We start from the raw sequence: 17,963 nt of genomic DNA on the forward strand, positions 1-17,963 counted from the left end.
TTCTGTTGGCGAAGGGGACTCTCATGGGTCGATTCTTGGGCCTTCACAGCGGGGGCGCGTGATTCTGGCTTGCTGGCCTCGACGGGTCGCATCGGTGATTGTCGCGACAACCCAAAGATCGAGTCGTTCTGGTCATGGATGCAGGCCGAGCTCCTGAACCGGTAGACGCTGAACACCCGGCTCGAACGGGCGAATGTGATGTTCGACAACCTAGAGATCTGGCGCAGTAGTAAGCGTCGTCATAGCAAGCTGGGTAGGCTCAGCCCTATACGGTTTCAGCGCAATCGCGCCATCACCGTGGCATGAGAATCCGAGTAATTCGGACTATGCGAAAGCTGGGATACACCACCGACTCCACGGAACTCGGGGCATGTCGTCTCCAACGAACTCTGGGCAGTTTACTCCGACGTCCGGGACGTCCGGGACATTGGAGGTCGACAACGACAGGTTAGGGCGGGGCCGCCCTAACCTGTCGTTGTCAGTTCGGCGTACCGCGGAAGGGAACGAGCATCACGCGAGGGTGTCCGTGCGGCGGCGGTGCGCTTCGATCGCGACTTTCTCGTCCTTGTTGATGATCGCGAAGAACACAACCGTGATCACGACGAAGACGAGCAACATGATGAAGGTGACGTCCCAGCCGAAGTTCTGCACCACCAGGCCGATCCCCGACGAGGCGAGCGTTGCCCCGATGACGTAGCCGAACAATCCGGTGAACCCGGCCGCGGTACCGGCGACGCGACGCGGCGAGAGGTCCAGTGCCTGAAGCCCGATGAGCATGACGGGCCCGTAGATCAACCCACCGATGAAGGTCACTGCGACAAGCGAGACCCACAGGGGTGATGACTCAGGCGTGAGCCAGTAGACGGCCACGGCGAGACCGACGGCCACCATGAAGGCGATACCCGTGATCGAGCGGTTCCCCCGGAATATCCTGTCCGACGCCCATCCGCACAGGAGCGTTCCGACGATTCCTGCGAGTTCGAACAGTGAGAAGCCTGCGATGCCGCCAGCCAGTGACGCTCCGCGCACCTGGGAGAGGTAGATCGGCGTCCACGTCAGGACGCCGTACCGCAGCGCGTAGACGAAGACATTGGCGAGCGCGAGAAGGACCATCGTCCGATTGCGGAGCACGTGCTTCCGGACCACGGCCCACATGCTCAGCTCCGCGTCGGCGGCGTCGTCCTCGACCTTGGCGGGATCGTCGCGGTACTCCTCGATCGTCGGCAGCCCCTGGGATTCGGGTGTGTCGCGGATGAGGAAGAAGGCGATGACGGCCACGACGATCGCCACGAGTGCGGGCAGCCAGAAGACCGCCGTCCAGTCGTTGTCCGTGAGCGAGAGGCCGAGGGCCGCGAGTACTCCGACGGCGAACCCGCCGACGTTGTGCGCGACATTCCAGATCGAGGTCTTGATACCGCGCTCGTTGGTCGAGAACCAGTGGACGAGGACCCGGCCACAGGGGGGCCATCCCATTCCCTGGAACCAGCCGTTGATGAACATGACGACAGCGAAGAGTGCCAGTGATGCCGAGACCGCGGGGACGAAGGCGACGACGAGGTTGGCCACGGCCGAGAGGAGAAGCCCGATCGGCAGGAAGTATCGTGCATTGGATCGATCGGACACGGTTCCCGAGAGGAACTTGGAGAACCCGTAGGCGATCAGTGCGGCGTTGGCGATGATGCCGATGCCCAGTTCGTCGAGCCGGCCTTCGTCGATGAGCAATGACCCGACGAGCGGGATGTTGTTGCGGATCAGGTAGAAGCCGGCATACCCGATGAAGATGCCCATGAACACCTGGAGTCGCAGCTTGGGGTAGCGCTTCGCCACGGTCGTGTCGTCGAGACGTTCGGTGGGTGGGGGCGCGGCGAGGAACATCATGGGTCCCTTGTCAGCCCCGGTGCCATTTGTCGTGGATTGAGTCATGATCACTGTCTTTCGATGATGCTGCGTGGGGTGGTGCAGGTGTGGGGTGGTGCAGGTAGGTCAGTCCTCGGCGGGAAGCAGCCAGGCTCGGTCCTGTTCGAAGGAGACCCGGACGAAGGTGCCATGGTCCAGGATGTCTCCCGGCGCTGGATCGTAGATGACGGCCGTGACATTGCCGTCCACGGTCTCGATCTCGTACTCGACCCAAGCCCCGTAGAAGACGGACTTGAGGACGCGTCCTTCGTCGCCGGACACCTCGCGTGCGTCCGGTGCCGGCGCCAGGACGACGGACTCGGGCCGGACCATCAAGCAGACCTGGCTGCTGGCGTCGATTCCGTCATGGGCGGGGACCGTGTAGTTGGTGCCGAGGGCCCGGACGGTGGCGCGGGCGCCGTCGGCGTGAAGGGTCAGGTGCCCGATCGACGTGTCTAGGAAATTTGCGCGGCCGATGAAGTCGGCGACGAACACCGACGCCGGTTTCCGGTAGACGATCTCCGGCGTGGCCACTTGTTCGATCCGGCCCTGGCGCATTACGACGATCCGGTCCGAGAGGCTCATCGCCTCGTCCTGGTCGTGGGTGACGTAGACGCTGGTGATCCCGAGCTTGTGCTGGAGCGCGCGGATCTCGGTGCGCATCTGGACGCGGAGCTTGGCATCGAGGTTGGAAAGCGGCTCGTCGAAGAGCAGGACCTTGGGCTTCATGACCATGGCGCGGGCAAGCGCGACCCGCTGCTGCTGGCCGCCGGAGAGCTGGTTTGGGGCGCGGTCGGCGAGTTTCGTCAGGCTCATGGAGGCCAGCGCGAAGTCGACCTCTTCCTGGACTCGCTTCTTCGGCAGCTTCTGGAGCCGCAGACCGTAGGCCACGTTGTCGAACACGCTCATGTGCGGGAAGAGGGCATAGGACTGGAACACCATTGCCATGGGCCGCTTGTCCGGGGTGAGAGCCACCATGTCCTCGCCATCGAGGGTCAGCGATCCGTGGGAGGGCGTCTCGAAGCCCGCGATCATGCGCAGGGTGGTGGTCTTGCCGCACCCGGACGGGCCGAGCAGGGTGAGGAATTCGCCGGGCCGGATGTCGAGGTCGATGCCGGCGACCGCGGGCTCGGTGCTGGCGCCGCCGGGGTACTGCTTGACGAGGTTGTCGAGGTGCAGGCTGCCCGAGGGACCCGCCTGTGCGGTGGTGCCGCTGCTGGTACTGGTACTGGTGCTGGTGGTGGTTGCCATGGGTGTACTCCGTGTTCTACGGCAGGTGGAGGGAGTCAGTTGACGCGCGCAGGAGTGCGGCGGTCCCGGATCAGGAGGTTCATCAGTCCGATCACCCCGAGCACGATCGCGATGAGGATCGTGCAGTAGGCGAAGGCGTTGCCGAATCGGCCGGAATCGACCTCGGACAGGATCTGCGAGGTCATGATCTTCGTCTGCGGCGTGGTGATGAAGATGATCGGGGAGAGGGTGGTCATGGCCCGGGCGAACGCGTAGGTCAGCCCGGAGAGCAGCGCGGGCCGGATCAGGGGGAGAGTGATGCTGCGGAAGGTCCGCAGCCCTGATGCCCCCAGGGAGGTGGACGCCTCGTCGATCGCGGGATCGATCTGCTGCAGCGCGGCGATCCCGGAGCGCTGCCCGGACGGCATGGACCGGATGACGTAGACCATGACGATCGCCAAGGCGCCGCCGAAGATGGCACCGCCCCCGGCCAGTGCCGGCAGAAGCTGGATGTTGCCGATGATGAAGGGCTTGTTGAAGGCCAGGGCGTACCCGATGCCGAGCACGGTGCCCGGCACGGCCAGGCCCAGCATCCCCAGGAAGTCCAGGGCGCCGCGGCCCCGCCGGACCTTCCGGACCACGAGCCAGGCCAGGATCATCCCGAGGACACCGGCCACCGGGGTGGCGATCAGCGCGAGGATGGTGGTGGTGAACATGGCGTCCGACCCGATGCCCGAGAGCACGTATCGGTAGTTCGCGAGCGTGAACGTGTTGTTGACCCCGAGGATCGCGGTGAAGGCACCTACGAAGACGGTGACGTAGATGGCCACGATCAGGGCCGTGATCGCGAGGACCACCGTGAGCAGCGGGATCCGGGCCAGGGGCGAGCGCAGCAGGGTGATGTTGCCGGACGGCTTGCCGGTCACCGACACCACGCTGCGCCGCTCGGCCCAGTAGCGCTGCACGAGGAAGACGAGGAGTCCCGGCAGCAGGAGGACCAGGGAGTACGCCGCGCCGCTCGCGACGTCGTACTCGCCCGTGATGGCGATGTAGGCGCGGGAGGACAAGACCGTGAAGTCGCCGCCGATCACGGGGGGTTCGCCAGGTCCGCGATCGCCTCGACGAAGAGCAGCAGGAAGCAGCTCGCGAATCCCGGGATGAGCATGGGGATGGTGACGCTGCGGAAGATCTTCCAGCGGTTGGCGCCGAGGCTGGACGCGGCCTCGTCCGTGGCGGGGTCCAGGCTGCGCAGCATGCCGAGGAGGTTCATGTATGCCACGGGGAAGAAGGACAGGGACAGCACCAGGGTCAGGCCGGTGAGCCCGTAGATGTTGTAGTCCAGGCCCAGCATCTTGTTAGTGACGAGCCCGCTCCGCCCGAAGAGGGTGATGACGGCGGTGGCGACCGCGAAAGGCGGCGAGACGATGGGCAGGAGCGCTATCAGGTGGAGCAGCTTCTTGCCCCGAAAGTCGAGCCTGGCCTGCGCGTAGGCGAAGGCGAAGCCGATCGCCGTGCCGACCGCGCCCACGAGCACGCCCAGCACCACGGTGTTCAGCAGCACCGCCCGGTTGGCCGGTGAAGTCGCGATGTTCCGCAGCGTCTCGAGGCCCTCCGCGCCGAAGGCCTGGGTCAGGATCCGCACCAGCGGATAGCCGATGAGGATCGCGAGGATGAGGACGACGGCGGTGATCACCAGCTTGGTGACGGTGTCCATCCTCGCCCCGCCCTGGCGGGACCCTCTGCGGGGTGGCGGGGCGGCCGGCAGGGCGGCGGCGGGGAGCGTGTCGAGGCTCACGGGGAACTCCTTCGGCGGGGGAGGGTTGCGGTCGGCGAGAGGGTGCCGGCTATTCGCGCGGCTGAGCCGCGATCTCCTCGTCGAAGCGCGTGGTGAGCTCCTTCTTGGCCGCAGCTGCAGCCTCGAAGTCGTAGTCCACGAGGTTGGTGGTCTCGAGGTCGATCATGCGGTCGTCCTGCACCGACTCGGGATTGGTGAGCACCTGGTAGGAGCCCACCGTGGGGCCGATGTCCTGCGCCTCGGGGGTGAGCGACCAGTCGATGTAGGCCTCCGCCGCCGCGAGGTTGTCGGTGCCCTTCACGATCCCCACGCCGCCCACCTCGTAGCCGGTGCCCTCCTCGGGCAGGGAGACCTCGAGGTCGTTCATGCCCGCCTCCTTGTACTTGACGCAGTCGTGGGTGAACACCAGGCCCACCGCCACCTCGCCGCGTCCCGCCGCCTGGCCCGGCGCGGTGCCGCTCTTGGAGTACTGCAGGACGTTGTTGTGGAGTCCGCGCATGTAGTCGAACGCGGCGTCCTCGTCGCCCCCGGCCAGGGTGACCTGCGTCCACAGGGTGGTGAACGCGGTGCCCGAGGTCGAGGGGTGTGCCGTCGACACCTGGCCCTTGAGCTCGGGGACCAGCAGGTCCGACCACGCCGTCGGCACGTCGACGCCAAGGGCGTCGAGCTTCGCCGCATTGGAGCAGAAGCCGAGGGCTCCGACATAGACGCCTGTCCAGTAGTCGTCCTCGTCCCGGTACTTCTCGGGGATCTGGGCCGCGTTCGGGGACTCGTACTGCTCCAGCAGCCCGGCGGCGGCAGCCGTGCCGTAGCCGTCGGCGGGACCGCCGTGCCACACGTCGAACTCGGGTGAGTCCTTGGCCGCCTCGAGGCGGGCCACCGTCTCGCCGGAGGAGAGCCGGACGAAGTCCGTCTGGACACCCGTCTTCTCGGTGAATGCGGTGGTCATGGCCTGGCACCAGTCCTCCATGGCCCCACAGGCCACGGTGAGCGTGCCGCCGAGTTCGCCGTCCGCCGATGCCTGCTGGGTGTCGTCGACCACGCAGCCGGAGAGTCCGAGGGTGGCGGAGCCGAGGAGGGCCGCGGTGAGCGCTGCGGTGCGCTTCATGGGCTTGCCTTTCGTGGGGGGAAGCGTCGTCGCTGCCCGTCGGCCACCCGGATGCCGGGTGGAGGATGCACTTCACCGTATCGACCGGTGACAGGCCGTAACGCGGACGACGGTCACGGTCGGTCACAGCCCTGTGACATTCATGCCCTGAACCTGCCACAGCCGCTGAGCGGTCGTTGTGCAGGCGAACCCTCAGTCGCGCCCGGGGCGGGGAAGCTCGTAGCCGACTCCCCTGACGGCCCGAATGGCCCTCGGTATCCCCTCACCCTGCAGCGTTTTGCGGACGCGATACAGCGCCGTTTTCAACATCTCGCGGCCACCTGGCCCTTCGTCGATCTGCCAACCGGACAGGAGCAGGTCGCGAAAGGAGACGGGCTGGCCCTGCGCGCTGGCGAGTCGACGCAAGAGCCTTAGCTCCAGGGCGGACAGATGCAGGTACCGTCCGTGAACGGTCGCGCCGTCCTGCCCGATGCGCAGCGGTCCGTGCACCAGTTCCGCATGCGCGGATGTGACCGTGGTGCGGCGTACGATCGCCTCGGCACGGAGGGCGAGCTCGCGCGGATGGAACGGCTTGGTGACGTAATCGTCCGCCCCAGCCTCGAGGCCGGCAATCCGGTCCTGCACGCCGCTTTTGGCCGTGAGTAGGAGCACGGGCACGGAGCTCACCTCACGAATGCGGCGGCACAGCGAAAGACCTGAGGACTGCGGGAGCATCACATCCAGCACCACCAGATCGAACTGGCGGGTCCGGAAAACGCTCCATGCGAACTCGGCGTCCTTCGCGGAGACGCTCGAAAAGCCCTGGGTTTCGAGGGCGAACGTAACGATGTCCAGCATTTGCGGTTCATCGTCGACCACCAGGGCGAGGTGCGGATGGTCCATCAGCTGGCCGCCGCCACTCGTGGGAGTGCCATACCCGGAGCTCGTTCCGGCAGACTGAACAGCATGGTGGTCCCCCGCCCAGGGGTGCTGTCGACGAACACGTCACCCCCATGCATCTGGACGATCTGGCGCGTGATCACCAACCCAAGTCCTGTGCCGTCTTGCAGCGGCCTGCCACTCGAGAACCGGGTGAATAACTCTTTGCGCTGGGCCTCCGGCATGCCGTCGCCATCGTCGCTCACGGAAATGAGAACCTGGTCGTCGGCGTTGACGATTCGCACCGTGATGAGGCTGGCGTTAGCCGCATGGGCCACCGCGTTGTTGATGAGGTTGGTCATGGCTTGCCGGATCAGGGCGTCGTCTGCCCAAACTCTCGGTGGAGCACCGGGGCAGTCGAGGGCGAACTGAATAGTGTGCAACTGTTGAAGCTCGCTGATTGCCGTGGAGGCTAGCGTGCGCAGGTTAACGCGATGGAGATGAAGTTCGAACATGCCAGCGTCGATTCGCGCTTGAGTCAGCAAATCCTCAGCCAGGGCAATCACCGTGTGGCAATTACCGCTGATCGTGGAAACAAATCGGGCCTGATTGTCGGTCAACGGTCCGGGCGACCGCTCGGCGAGGAGATCCGCCGCGCCACGAATCAGTGCGAGGGGGGGTACGGATCTCATGACTCACTACGGAGATCTGATCTGCGTTCCGCTGCGCAATGCTGCGAAGACGGCTGATTTCGGCACGATCCGCGAGCCAAGACCCCACAATAAGAAACAGCGCGATCATGGATCCGATTGCCAGCGTGTCAAAAGTGAAGGCCGCAAGGGTGTCCCCTGACGGGACGATACCGCTGAGGAGGAACAGCCCAGCGAGAAAGGCAAAGAAGGCAGCTGCAAGAACCCGGACGATGGGCGGTAGTGGCATCCTGCTCACCAGGAACAGACCGAGCACCGCTCCTGCGGCCGAGCAGTAGTAAAGCCAGTTCACCTAAGCAGTGTAGAGGTCATGGAACCTACTAATTGTGGCGCACGGGTTACTGCACCGATCGGTGGTCCTTTGACGTGACCCATGGTTCGGCTTCCATCACGCCTCGCTGGCTGATGGCCCTGGTTGTAGCGTTGGCGTGTGATTACTTTTCCGGACGGCACTGTGGTTCCTGCTCTGGGGCAGGGAACGTGGAACCTGGGTGAGTCTCCTGCCAGCCGGAACGCTGAGATCGAGGCGCTGCGCACAGGTATCGATCTGGGTCTGACCGTGATCGATACCGCCGAAATGTACGGTAGTGGGCGCAGTGAGGACCTGGTCGGAGAAGCCATCAGCGGTAGGCGGGATGAGGTTTTCCTGGTGAGCAAGGTCCTGCCCTCGAACGCCTCCGCATCAGGGACGATCGAGGCCTGTCACGCAAGCCTGGACCGTCTGGGCACCGACTGCCTGGACCTGTACCTCCTGCATTGGCGGGGGAGATTCCCCTTCGAGGAGACCGTCGCGGCGTTCGAGTCCCTCATCGACGAGGGCTCGATCCGTGCGTGGGGTGTGAGTAACCTCGACACCGACGAGCTCCAGAGTCTGCCGGAGGGGTGCCAGACCGATCAGGTGCTGTACAACCTGACCCGTCGCGGTCCGGAGTTCGACCTGATGCCATGGTCCGCTTCGAAGAAAATGCCCGTGATGGCCTATTCACCCGTGGAGCAGGGACGACTACTCGGCAACCCGGATCTGACGCAGATCGCACGTGAGCTCGGCGCGACGCGCGCGCAGGTCGCTCTGGCGTGGACGATGCGCACCAGTAGTGTGCTCGCCATCCCGAAGGCTTCGACCGCCGAGCATGTGCTCGAGAACGCCGCCGCCCGCGACGTTCACCTCAGCGACACCGATCTCGAGCGCCTCGATCGCGCTTTCCCCCCGCCGACACACCCAGAACCCTTCGAAATGCTGTGATACCCGTTGCCTTCGGGATCACCGCCAACGCGACCGCTGGATGGTGGAGGTCATGCCGTTCCTGCGCTCGATGATCCGGTGGGCACTAGCTCTGCTAGCTCTAGTTCACCCCCGAGCCAGTGTCGAGGTTCGTACTGCGATTGCACAGGACCATGGCTTCCTGACAGGAGGGAAGAGGATCTCGCCCTCCAAGGTAGTTCGGCTACGGAACATAGTTGAATACAGGTTCAACACGTACGACCGGTCCGGTTCAGGTCGTGAAAAAGGCTCGGAATGCTGTGACATTCTGAAGCCTTTCATTTCCCTGAGGTGTGTAATGGCTGCATCGGAAGGTGCCCGGCACGTCCAGAGCGACGAAGTCTGGGAATGCGTTAACCTGAACGGCGTGGACCGAAGAGACATTGATGACGCTGCAACGCTCATGACCGTGCTGCGTCATTCGAAGCACCCTTCGTCGATCAGGTCGATTCTGTCGGGGTGGGACATGCTGCAGGTCGACGTTCCCTCACGGGAACAAGTAGAGACTGCAATATCGATCTTGGTCGGTTCCGGTCTTGCCGAGGTCGACTCTTCCTGGGGGATGCGGATTACGGAGCAAGGCGGACAGCTCAGGCGGTCGGTGAAAGGCAGTCAGGGGATGCGGTCGATCCCGATCGCGATGAGTGATCTGCTGGCAGGATGCGAGTTGAGCCGTGCACCGTTGGCCTTGCCTCAGTCTGTCTATGGTCCGGCGCGCGAGGACTACTTCGACGCGGCCCGACGCAGGGAGGAGCGCCAATCGCGGCATCGCTGGTGGTGGCCCGATCCATTCAGGCGCCCCCGCCAGTGACGCTGCCGGGAGAGGGTGGTCAGCCCGCTCCCGTGCCCGACGCGGTGAAGGAAGTAGTCGCCGTAGCCGGCCGCATGGCCTCGAAGCCTGCGTGCTGTGCGTTCCTGACGACGTCGTGAAGGTCCCGCCCTAGGGAATCGTCCGAGCGCCCCTGATCGTATGGAGCAGTTGCGTGGACGATCGGACTCGGCGACGCTGCACCCGAAGTCATGGTTCCCAGGTGGAGTAGGGGATGGCTTTGTGAGGTACTGGAATGAGCCCAGCCCGTTGGAAACAGCGCTAAGGGCAGTCTGAACGTTTCGGCTCGAGCAGTGGCTCGATGGGTAGAAGGACGGGTTTTCCGTGATGACAAACGTGCCTGGGGTAGCGGTGACCGGGATGGGTGCCATGACGCCCGTCGGAGGGACGGTCACGCAGACGTGGGACAGCCTCATTGCGGGTAGGTCCGGTATTCGGGGGATAGACGAACCGTGGGCGCAGGACTTGCCGGTCCGGATTGCCGGGCTCGTCACCACCGAGCCGGCAGCGTCGCTGTCCACCCGGGAGTACCGGCGGATGGATCGCTGTGGGCACCTGGCACTGATCGCCTCGCGGGAGGCGTGGGCGCAGGCCGGCATGCCGGCTGTTGAACCTGACCGGCTCGGTGTCGTGATCGGGTCCGGCTACGGGGGTTTGGGCACGGTGTTGTCCCAGGTTCGGGTCCTGGATGATGTGGGTCCTCGTCGGGTCTCTCCGCACACGCTTACCCAGATCATGGTGAATGGGCCGTCGGCGTGGGTGTCGATGGACATCGGCGCGCAGGGAGGGGCCCGCACCCCTGTGAGTGCCTGCGCCTCCGGGGCCGAGGCGATTGCCCAGGGTGTCGAGATGATTGCCGCTGGAATAGTGGATGTCATCGTGGCCGGGGGAGTGGATGCCTGCGTCAATGACCTGGCGATCAGCGGTTTCGCTCAGCTCCGGGCCCTGTCCACGAGTCAGGGGGACCCGGCCGCGGCTTCACGACCGTTCGACCGTGACCGGAACGGGTTCGTGATGGGCGAGGGAGCCGGGATCATCGTCCTCGAGCGGGAGGACTTTGCCCGGGCGAGGGGAGCCGACATACTCGGGCGCATCGCCGGGACCGCCGTGACCTCCGATGCAGGGGACATCGTGGCCGCCGATCAGGCCATTCAGCAGCGAGTGATGCAGAAAGCTCTTGCGGCCGCAGGGCTCGCAGGGTCGGACATCGACTTCGTCCACGCACACGCCACCTCCACCCCTGTCGGCGATCTCCTCGAGGCCGGTGCGATCAGCGCCGTGGTCGGCAACGATGTGTCCGTGACCTCTACCAAGTCCATGACAGGGCACCTGCTAGGGGGTGCCGGGGCGCTGGGTGCCATCGTGGCCCTTCAGGCCCTCCGGACAGAACGGCTTCCCGGGACCCTCAACCATGAGAACCCGGACCCGGACATCCACCTCAATATCGTCGGCACGACGACCGGCTGCGCCGGATCGAAAGCTGCCATCGCCAACGCTTTCGGATTCGGCGGCCACAGCACTGCCCTGGTCATCACCGCGGTCTGACGATGCCCCCACGCGGTGACCGCACGTCGACATCGATGTCTTACCTTTGTCATCACGCGGCGTCGCTCATCAGCAGTCCGATATCCGGCAGGAGATCGATGGGCGTGCTACACATTCATTTTCTGAGGGCTCGCTGAGCTCAGCGTGGGTAGGGGAAGGTCGGAGAAGACGGATTGTGCAACGAGTAGTGCGAGTCCGATGACGCCGGCCTGCTTGCCTTGGGTGGCGCCGACGATTTGGATCCTGCGGGTGGCAAGAGGAAGTGAGCGGCGGTATACGGCGCTCCTGATCCCGGCGAAGAGGTAGTCGTCAGCCGCGGCGAGCTGCCCCCCGATGACGACCACTTGGGGGTTGAAGAGGTTCACCGTGACGGCGATCGCTTCGCCCAGGAGTTGACTGGCGTTGCGTGCCAGCCGAACCGCATCCCGGTTGCCGCTGCGCAGCAGTCGGACGGCGTCGTCCACGGAATCGGCGTCGATGCCGAGGGCCTGCAGATCACGCAGAATTGCCCAGCCGCCCGCGTAGGCTTCCAAGCAGCCGATGTTGCCGCACCGGCACTCGGGCTCGTCCTGCACAGAGGCGGGTTTGGGGACATAGTTGTGGCCGATGTCCCCTGCGGCGCCGTCGGCGCCGTGGTGCAGCCGCCCGTCGGAGATGAGACCAGAGCCGACTCCCGTACCCACCTTCACCATCAGCAGGTGCTGGATGTGCGGGTGGGAGACCTGCTGTTCACCGAACGCCATGGCGTTGGCGTCCTTCTCCACGACGACAGGGCAGTCATAGCTGCGGGTGAACCAGCCAGGAATGTCGTACTGGTCCCAACCGGTCATGATCGGCGGATGCACGACCTGTCCGGAGGCGGTGTCCACTGGGCCGGGCACGCTGACTCCAATGCCCACCACGGAATCGGGGAAGGCATCGGCGCCGTCCAACAGCGTGGCGAACTCGTCCGCCACCAGACCGAGGACGACGTCGGGCCCCTCTGTGACGGAGATGGTCAGCTCCACTTCGGCCAGGATGGTTCCCGCCAGATCACAGAGGCCGACGCGCATGCCGGTGGCACCGATGTCGGCGACCAACAGATGCCCGCCCGTGCGGTTGAAGGCGAAGGACTCCGCGGGGCGCCCTTTTGTGGATTCTGCTCCTGACGGGACCACGAGGTGCGTCTCAAGGAGGGTGTCGATGCGCTGGTTGATCGTGGACCGGGAAAGCCCTGTGCGTGCAGCGACTTCTGATTTCGTGAGCACAAGTCCCGAGCGAAGGAGCTGCAGGATCTCGACGGTGCCACCAGCTGCACCGCTTGCGGCCGGTGGTGCGTACGGATTGTCGACCACTGTCGCCCCTTCGTTGCGGACTCTGCTTGCCATGTTAACCCGATTCGACCTCGTAGTTGCGTGCGTCACAACCTGTAGTTATGCTAACACCCAACGTTACTTCGACGTACATATGGTTTTCAAAGTCAGAAGGGGCAATGATGCCACAGCTACGGAATACCTTGATCGTTCTCGCCGCCACTACTGCAGGGGCTCTTTCCCTCGCCGGCTGCAGTACCACCGCTACGACCCCTGCTTCATCCGAGGGTGCGGAGGCAAAGACGGCCGCCGTGATCAAGGGCCTGGACAACCCGTTCTTCCAGTCGATGGAGGAGGGCATCAAGGCGGCGGACGATTCCATCACCGTGCAGGCAGCGCAGGACATCACCGATACGAGTGGACAGGCGGACCGGCTGGCATCGCTGGCGGGGCAGGATTTCAGTTGCTTCATCATCAATCCGATCAGTGGGAACAACCTGCTGCAGGGAGTGGCGCAGCTGAAGTCCAGCGGCAAGACCGTCGTGAACATCGACAGCCCTGTCGATCCCGACGCCGCCGCGTCCGCGAATGCCACCCCCGACACCTACATCGGCACCGACAATGTCTCGGCAGGCAACCTCGCCGGCGAACATATGGCGAGCCTCATCGAGGATGGAGCGAAGGTGGCGGTGATCGGCGGTATCGCCGGTGATGTCACCAGCGGGGACCGCGTGACGGGGTTCACTGAAGGTCTCGGCGACAAGGGCGAGGTGCTGGAAACCGTCTCTGCGGACTGGGACCGGCAGGTGGCCCTGACGAAGGCCGGCGACCTGTTGCGGGCCAACCCGGACATCGCCGGTTTCTTCGTTGCCAACGATGTCATGGGCCTTGGCGTTGCCCGTGCCGTCGCTGATGCCGGATTGACCGGAGAGGTGTCCATCATCAGCGTCGACGGGGTTCCCGAAGGCCTCTCCGGCGTCGAGTCCGGTGAACTGACGGCGACCGTTGCACAGTACCCCTACGCCATCGGCGAGATGGGCGCGCAGGCCTGTGCGGCAGCTGCTGCAGGTGACGAACTCCCCGAGAACGTCGAGGCCCCGGTTGCCCTGGTGACCAAGGACAACGTCTCCGACGCCCTCGCCGCCGCGCCTGCGCCCTTCGAAGAATACGAAAACCCGTTCGCCCAGTAGCCGTTCAGGCCCGACCAAGGAAGCCAGGCGCCATGTCCTCCGTTCCGCATACATCCCCGCCCCCGGTAGCGAAGACACCGCCGGCAACCACTACACAACGGACCACCAGCCCGGACGCGCCGCAGGGCGACCGCTGGCACACCAGCCTGCGGCGTATCGGGTTCTGGGCCGACCACGCTGCCATCATCGGCCTCGTGTTGCTCGTCCTCGTCTTCACCGCTCTGAACCCGGTCTTCCTGACCCTCGGGAACGTCCAATCAATTCTCGTCGCAGCGTCCATCCTGATGGTCCTGACGGTCGGTCAGGCCTTCGTGATCCTCAGTGACGGCATCGATCTTTCCGTTGCGTCAACCATGACCCTCGGGGTGATCGCCTTCGGTATCGCCTTCTCCCAGGGAGCAGGACTGCTCGTCAGCATGCTCTCAGCGGTCGTAGCCAGCGCACTGATCGGGCTGATCAACGGGATCCTGGTGGCCAAGGGAAAGATCACCGACTTCATCGTGACCCTGGGATCCCTCTCCGTGGCGTCCGGGCTTGCCCTGGTGCTGTCCGACGGCAAGCCAATCTCGGTCTTCAGCGTCGGTCTCGTCAATTTCTCCACGCATGGCCTGCTGATCTTCGGCTTTCCGTTCGTCGTCGCCGCGGTGATCGCCGTCCTGGCCCACGTTCTGCTGTTCAGGACGAGGTTCGGAACGCACCTGTTCGCGACAGGCGGGTCGAAGGAGGCAGCGCAGGCGACCGGTATCAGCACGGCACGCATCAAGATCGCGGTCTACACCATCTCCGGGGTGCTTGCGGGAATCGCGGCCATCATGCTCATCGCACGCGTGGGCGCCTCGGAACCGGCAGCGAACACCACGTTCCTGCTGAACTCGGTCGCCGCGGTCGTGCTTGGAGGAGTGAGCCTCACCGGCGGAAAAGGAAACATCTTCGGCCCCATCGTGGGTGCACTGCTCCTCACCGTGCTCACCAACGGGCTCACCCTGATGAACGTGTCGCAGTTCTACCAGCCCCTGGCCGTCGGCATCGTCGTCATCCTCGCCGCCCTACTCTCGAGGTTCCAAAAATGACCACCACCAGCACCAGGCCCATCGTCGACGTCCGCGATGTGTGCCTGTCCTTCGGCAATGTCAAAGCACTCCAGAACGTCAGCCTGACCCTCGCGCCGGGCGAGATCACCGCGATCGTAGGAGATAACGGCGCAGGTAAGTCCACCCTCGTCCGCTGCATCTCGGGGATCCACCGCGCCCAGTCGGGCACCATCGAATTCGATGGCGAGAAGACGCACTTCCGGAGCCCGGAAGATGCCCGGGAAAAGGGCATCGAGACGGTGCACCAAAACCTGGCATTGGTCGATGACCTCACGGTCTGGCAAAACCTTTTCCTCAACCGTGAGCTCACCCGCGGCATCGGACCGATCCGCTTCCTCGATCGCAAAGCCATGCGCGAGGAAGCCGACCGCATGGTCTCCACCCTTGCCGTCAACGTCCCGGCCGTGAAGTCCAAGGTCCGGCGCCTGTCCGGTGGTCAGCGCCAGGCCGTGTCCATCTGCCGCGCCGCAGGCTTCAGCTCCAAGCTCGTCATCATGGACGAACCCACAGCCGCCCTGGGGGTCCAGGAGACCGCGAAAGTCGAGCAACTGATCCTCAAACTGCGCGACGACGGACACTCGGTGCTCCTCATCAGCCACAACTTCAGCCAGGTCATGCGTCTCAGCGACCAGGTCTGGGTCATGCGCGCCGGGCGCTGCGTCGCCGGCCGACGCACCACCGACACCACCGGCGACGAGATCGTCGCCCTCATCACCGGCTCCCGCGAGCAGTAGAGCAAAGGAAACCACAGAACATGGCCACCACGAATCCCCTCGGAGTCCACGCCCTCGTCTGGGCGGGGGACACCTCCCGCGAGTCCGTCGAAACCGTCATCACCCGTACCGCAGCAGCCGGCTACGATCTGGTCGAATTCTCCCTGCACGATTCCCTCAACCTCGACGTCGACCACGCCAGGAAGCTCCTCACCGACAACAACCTCGGCGTCGTCTGCTCGCGCGGACTCGCCTTCGACGCGGACGTCTCCAGCGACGACATCGCGACCGTGGAGCGTGGAGCGAAACTGCTGCAGGACTCCCTGCAAATCACTCACGAACTCGGCGGCACCCACTTCACCGGCGCCCTTTTCAGTGCCCTCGGCAAATACGGGGCACCCATGACAGCCGCTGGCAGGGACAACGTGGTGAAGGTCCTCAAGGAACTCGCCGCCGAAGCCCAGTCGCGCTCGATGACACTCGGACTGGAAATCTGCAACCGGTACGAGACCAACGTCATCAACACCGCACACGACGCACTACGTCTGGCCGACGACATAGGCGCCGACAACGTCCTGATCCACCTCGACACCTATCACATGAACATCGAGGAGAATGATCTCGTCACCCCGGTCTACGAGGTCGGGGAGCGGCTCGGCTACGTCCACATCGGAGAGAACCACCGCGGCTACCTCGGGTCAGGGCACCTCGATTTCACCTCGTTCTTCCACGCCCTCGAAGGCATCAACTACACGGGCCCGATCACCTTCGAGAGCTTCTCCTCCGCCGTCGTCGCCCGGGGTCTGTCCAACGACCTCGCCGTGTGGCGGAACCTGTGGACCGACAGCGAGGACCTCGCCGTCCATGCACGGACCTTCATGGAGAATCAGCTGCATGCGAACCAGGTGAACCGGTGACATCGGAGGACCTCCTCCAGCGGATCGAGCACCTCCAGAAGGAGCACACCGGCCCGGTGATCATCGGGGTGGTAGGGGCACCCGGGGCTGGGAAGACGACCCTTGTCGAGCAGCTCATGAAGCGCCTGATGGCTGAGCAGGAGATATCCGCTCAGCAGCACTACGCGCACGTGCCGATGGACGGGTATCACCTTGCCGACGTCGAACTCTCCCGACTGGGCAGGCTCGACCGGAAAGGCGCACCCGACACCTTCGACGCCCACGGTTATGCGTCGCTCCTGCGACGTCTACGAGAACCACGCAACGCCGTCGTCCACGCCCCCGGGTTCGAACGCACCATCGAGCAACCCATCGCAGGGGCCATCCCGGTTTACCCGTCGGCGAGCACAATCCTCACCGAGGGCAACTACCTCCTGCTGGACGAGCCGGGCTGGCGTGAGGTGCGGAAGCAGTGCACGGAGATCTGGTACTGCGAGCAGGATGACGAGCTCCGGGTGGAACGCCTGATCGCCCGCCACATCCGCTTCGGGAAAAGTCCTCTTGCTGCCGCCAAGTGGGTAGCCGAAGTCGACGAGCCAAACGGACGACTCATCGGCACCACCAGGGACCGAGCGGACCTCGTCATCACGCTCGAAGAAGTTGCCGCCGGCTGACCTCATGGATTCTCAATCCGTGACACTGAACGCGTGGCTTCCCCGACGACCGCTCGAGGCGTCCTGAGAAGGGCATCCAAGCCATCGACACGGAGCTGTCGCCTGTCACACCTGCGACAGGGAGGTCACGCTCCGCTCGCGCCAGGCCGCCCGAACCTCAGCGATAGGCGGGGTTCGGGCGCTCGTTGTCACCACATGCGGCTGTTCGTCTCCGAGAGGAAGCCGCGTCCGTCCGAGAACCAGTGGACCGTCGGACTGGTCCGTGCCGTCGGCGTGGTGAGCTCGGCGAAGAGATCCGCGTTGAACCGGTTGTTGAGTTCGGGCGAACTCAGCACGGTGTCCCTGGTGATCACGAAGACCGGCCCCTTGAGCCCCTTGCTCTGGATCGAGAGGTGAACCTCCGCGTGCTGGTCCAGCCGGACTTTGAGGGCGCCGATCGCTGCCTGCACGTTCGCGTCGTCGTCCCACACTGCCGCGTGCTTGTCGACGAACAGCCAGGCCATCGTGCTCCTCAGTGATCCGTGCACTCCGCCCCGGACCACCGTCCACGACGCCGTCGGCGCTCCGGCGCCCGGTCGACCAAGCAAAGCATCGCGGCGTCGGACGGACAAGCGGGAACGGGCCGACGTCGTCGTGCGCGACAAACCCGCGGCAGCGTGCCAGAGCCGGTGGACCGCCCCCGCGCGTCTGGCAGCCCGGCTCGGCGGTCCGCGGGGTGGGCGGGGCGGCCGCCCTGCCGGAGGGAGCGCTCGGCAGGGGAGTGACGGGAGGTCTTTGGTTGCAGCTCGGTAACAACACGAAACTGCCTCTGTCGATGGATACCTGTTGGTAACAATGTGCACCTAGGCTTTTGCGCACGTGAGTGACGTCACCCT

At 64.8% G+C, this 17,963-nt stretch carries 17 protein-coding genes; 8 read left to right on the forward strand and 9 right to left on the reverse strand.

The genetic code is table 11. From position 1 onward, the window contains the following. Nucleotides 1-510 precede the first annotated feature (510 nt). The 7 genes from FJV46_RS04055 to FJV46_RS04080 form a co-directional block, all read right to left on the reverse strand. Nucleotides 511-1,923 carry an MFS transporter gene (locus tag FJV46_RS04055; RefSeq protein ID WP_087029683.1) on the reverse strand — a complete coding sequence of 471 codons (1,413 nt, stop codon included), beginning with the start codon at nucleotides 1,921-1,923 and terminating at the stop codon, nucleotides 511-513. Between the two features lie 60 nt (nucleotides 1,924-1,983). After that, nucleotides 1,984-3,147, reverse strand: a complete 1,164-nt coding sequence (locus FJV46_RS04060; RefSeq protein ID WP_087029680.1) for an ABC transporter ATP-binding protein — start codon at nucleotides 3,145-3,147, stop codon at nucleotides 1,984-1,986. A gap of 35 nt (nucleotides 3,148-3,182) precedes the next feature. Beyond that, the gene (locus FJV46_RS15505) at nucleotides 3,183-4,217 is read right to left on the reverse strand and encodes an ABC transporter permease (RefSeq protein WP_232008425.1); all 1,035 of its coding nucleotides are present in this window, start codon (nucleotides 4,215-4,217) and stop codon (nucleotides 3,183-3,185) included. After that, nucleotides 4,214-4,921 carry an ABC transporter permease gene (locus tag FJV46_RS15510; RefSeq protein WP_232008424.1) on the reverse strand — a complete coding sequence of 236 codons (708 nt, stop codon included), beginning with the start codon at nucleotides 4,919-4,921 and terminating at the stop codon, nucleotides 4,214-4,216. Before FJV46_RS15510 ends, FJV46_RS15505 begins: the two co-directional genes overlap by 4 nt. A gap of 49 nt (nucleotides 4,922-4,970) precedes the next feature. Further along, the gene (locus FJV46_RS04070) at nucleotides 4,971-6,029 is read right to left on the reverse strand and encodes an ABC transporter substrate-binding protein (RefSeq protein WP_087029677.1); all 1,059 of its coding nucleotides are present in this window, start codon (nucleotides 6,027-6,029) and stop codon (nucleotides 4,971-4,973) included. Between the two features lie 192 nt (nucleotides 6,030-6,221). Continuing rightward, entirely contained in the window at nucleotides 6,222-6,911 is a 690-nt protein-coding gene (locus tag FJV46_RS04075) for a response regulator transcription factor (RefSeq protein ID WP_087029674.1), read from the reverse strand. Beyond that, nucleotides 6,911-7,579: a sensor histidine kinase gene (locus tag FJV46_RS04080; RefSeq protein ID WP_087029672.1), complete on the reverse strand. Its 669-nt coding sequence runs from the start codon at nucleotides 7,577-7,579 to the stop codon at nucleotides 6,911-6,913. Before FJV46_RS04080 ends, FJV46_RS04075 begins: the two co-directional genes overlap by 1 nt. A gap of 472 nt (nucleotides 7,580-8,051) precedes the next feature. Between FJV46_RS04080 and FJV46_RS04085 the strand changes: the two genes are divergently transcribed. The 3 genes from FJV46_RS04085 (at nucleotide 8,052) to FJV46_RS04095 (ending at nucleotide 11,232) form a co-directional block, all read left to right on the forward strand. Next, nucleotides 8,052-8,840 (forward strand): aldo/keto reductase, encoded by a 789-nt coding sequence (locus tag FJV46_RS04085; RefSeq protein ID WP_338078830.1) that lies wholly within the window; start codon nucleotides 8,052-8,054, stop codon nucleotides 8,838-8,840. 316 nt (nucleotides 8,841-9,156) lie between these two features. After that, nucleotides 9,157-9,669 (forward strand): hypothetical protein, encoded by a 513-nt coding sequence (locus tag FJV46_RS15180; RefSeq protein ID WP_158250133.1) that lies wholly within the window; start codon nucleotides 9,157-9,159, stop codon nucleotides 9,667-9,669. 387 nt (nucleotides 9,670-10,056) lie between these two features. Next, complete coding sequence (locus FJV46_RS04095; protein WP_420836683.1) at nucleotides 10,057-11,232, forward strand: beta-ketoacyl-[acyl-carrier-protein] synthase family protein; 1,176 nt, start codon at nucleotides 10,057-10,059, stop codon at nucleotides 11,230-11,232. A 107-nt stretch (nucleotides 11,233-11,339) separates the two neighbouring features. On the opposite strand, the gene FJV46_RS04100 is transcribed toward FJV46_RS04095, so the two are convergent. Further along, the gene (locus FJV46_RS04100; protein ID WP_087029664.1) at nucleotides 11,340-12,599 is read right to left on the reverse strand and encodes an ROK family transcriptional regulator; all 1,260 of its coding nucleotides are present in this window, start codon (nucleotides 12,597-12,599) and stop codon (nucleotides 11,340-11,342) included. 47 nt (nucleotides 12,600-12,646) lie between these two features. Here FJV46_RS04100 and FJV46_RS04105 point away from each other — a divergent pair, with 47 nt between their 5' ends. The 5 genes from FJV46_RS04105 to FJV46_RS04125 are packed head-to-tail and all read left to right on the forward strand — an operon-like array spanning nucleotide 12,647 to nucleotide 17,088. Further along, nucleotides 12,647-13,714 (forward strand): substrate-binding domain-containing protein, encoded by a 1,068-nt coding sequence (locus FJV46_RS04105; protein WP_204840862.1) that lies wholly within the window; start codon nucleotides 12,647-12,649, stop codon nucleotides 13,712-13,714. A 32-nt stretch (nucleotides 13,715-13,746) separates the two neighbouring features. Beyond that, a complete protein-coding gene (locus FJV46_RS04110) occupies nucleotides 13,747-14,784 on the forward strand; it encodes an ABC transporter permease (protein ID WP_087029659.1) in 1,038 nt (345 codons plus the stop codon). Beyond that, nucleotides 14,781-15,539 (forward strand): ATP-binding cassette domain-containing protein, encoded by a 759-nt coding sequence (locus FJV46_RS04115; RefSeq protein WP_087029656.1) that lies wholly within the window; start codon nucleotides 14,781-14,783, stop codon nucleotides 15,537-15,539. The genes FJV46_RS04110 and FJV46_RS04115 overlap by 4 nt, the downstream gene beginning before the upstream one ends. 20 nt (nucleotides 15,540-15,559) lie before the next feature. Continuing rightward, nucleotides 15,560-16,435: a sugar phosphate isomerase/epimerase family protein gene (locus FJV46_RS04120; RefSeq protein ID WP_087029653.1), complete on the forward strand. Its 876-nt coding sequence runs from the start codon at nucleotides 15,560-15,562 to the stop codon at nucleotides 16,433-16,435. After that, a complete protein-coding gene (locus FJV46_RS04125; protein ID WP_087029649.1) occupies nucleotides 16,432-17,088 on the forward strand; it encodes a nucleoside/nucleotide kinase family protein in 657 nt (218 codons plus the stop codon). Before FJV46_RS04120 ends, FJV46_RS04125 begins: the two co-directional genes overlap by 4 nt. 188 nt (nucleotides 17,089-17,276) lie before the next feature. Here FJV46_RS04125 and FJV46_RS04130 read toward each other — a convergent pair whose 3' ends face one another. Then, nucleotides 17,277-17,591: a hypothetical protein gene (locus FJV46_RS04130; protein ID WP_087029646.1), complete on the reverse strand. Its 315-nt coding sequence runs from the start codon at nucleotides 17,589-17,591 to the stop codon at nucleotides 17,277-17,279. Nucleotides 17,592-17,963 lie beyond the last annotated feature (372 nt).

This window comes from Arthrobacter agilis (assembly GCF_006494655.1).
Lineage (GTDB): Bacteria > Actinomycetota > Actinomycetes > Actinomycetales > Micrococcaceae > Arthrobacter_D > Arthrobacter_D agilis.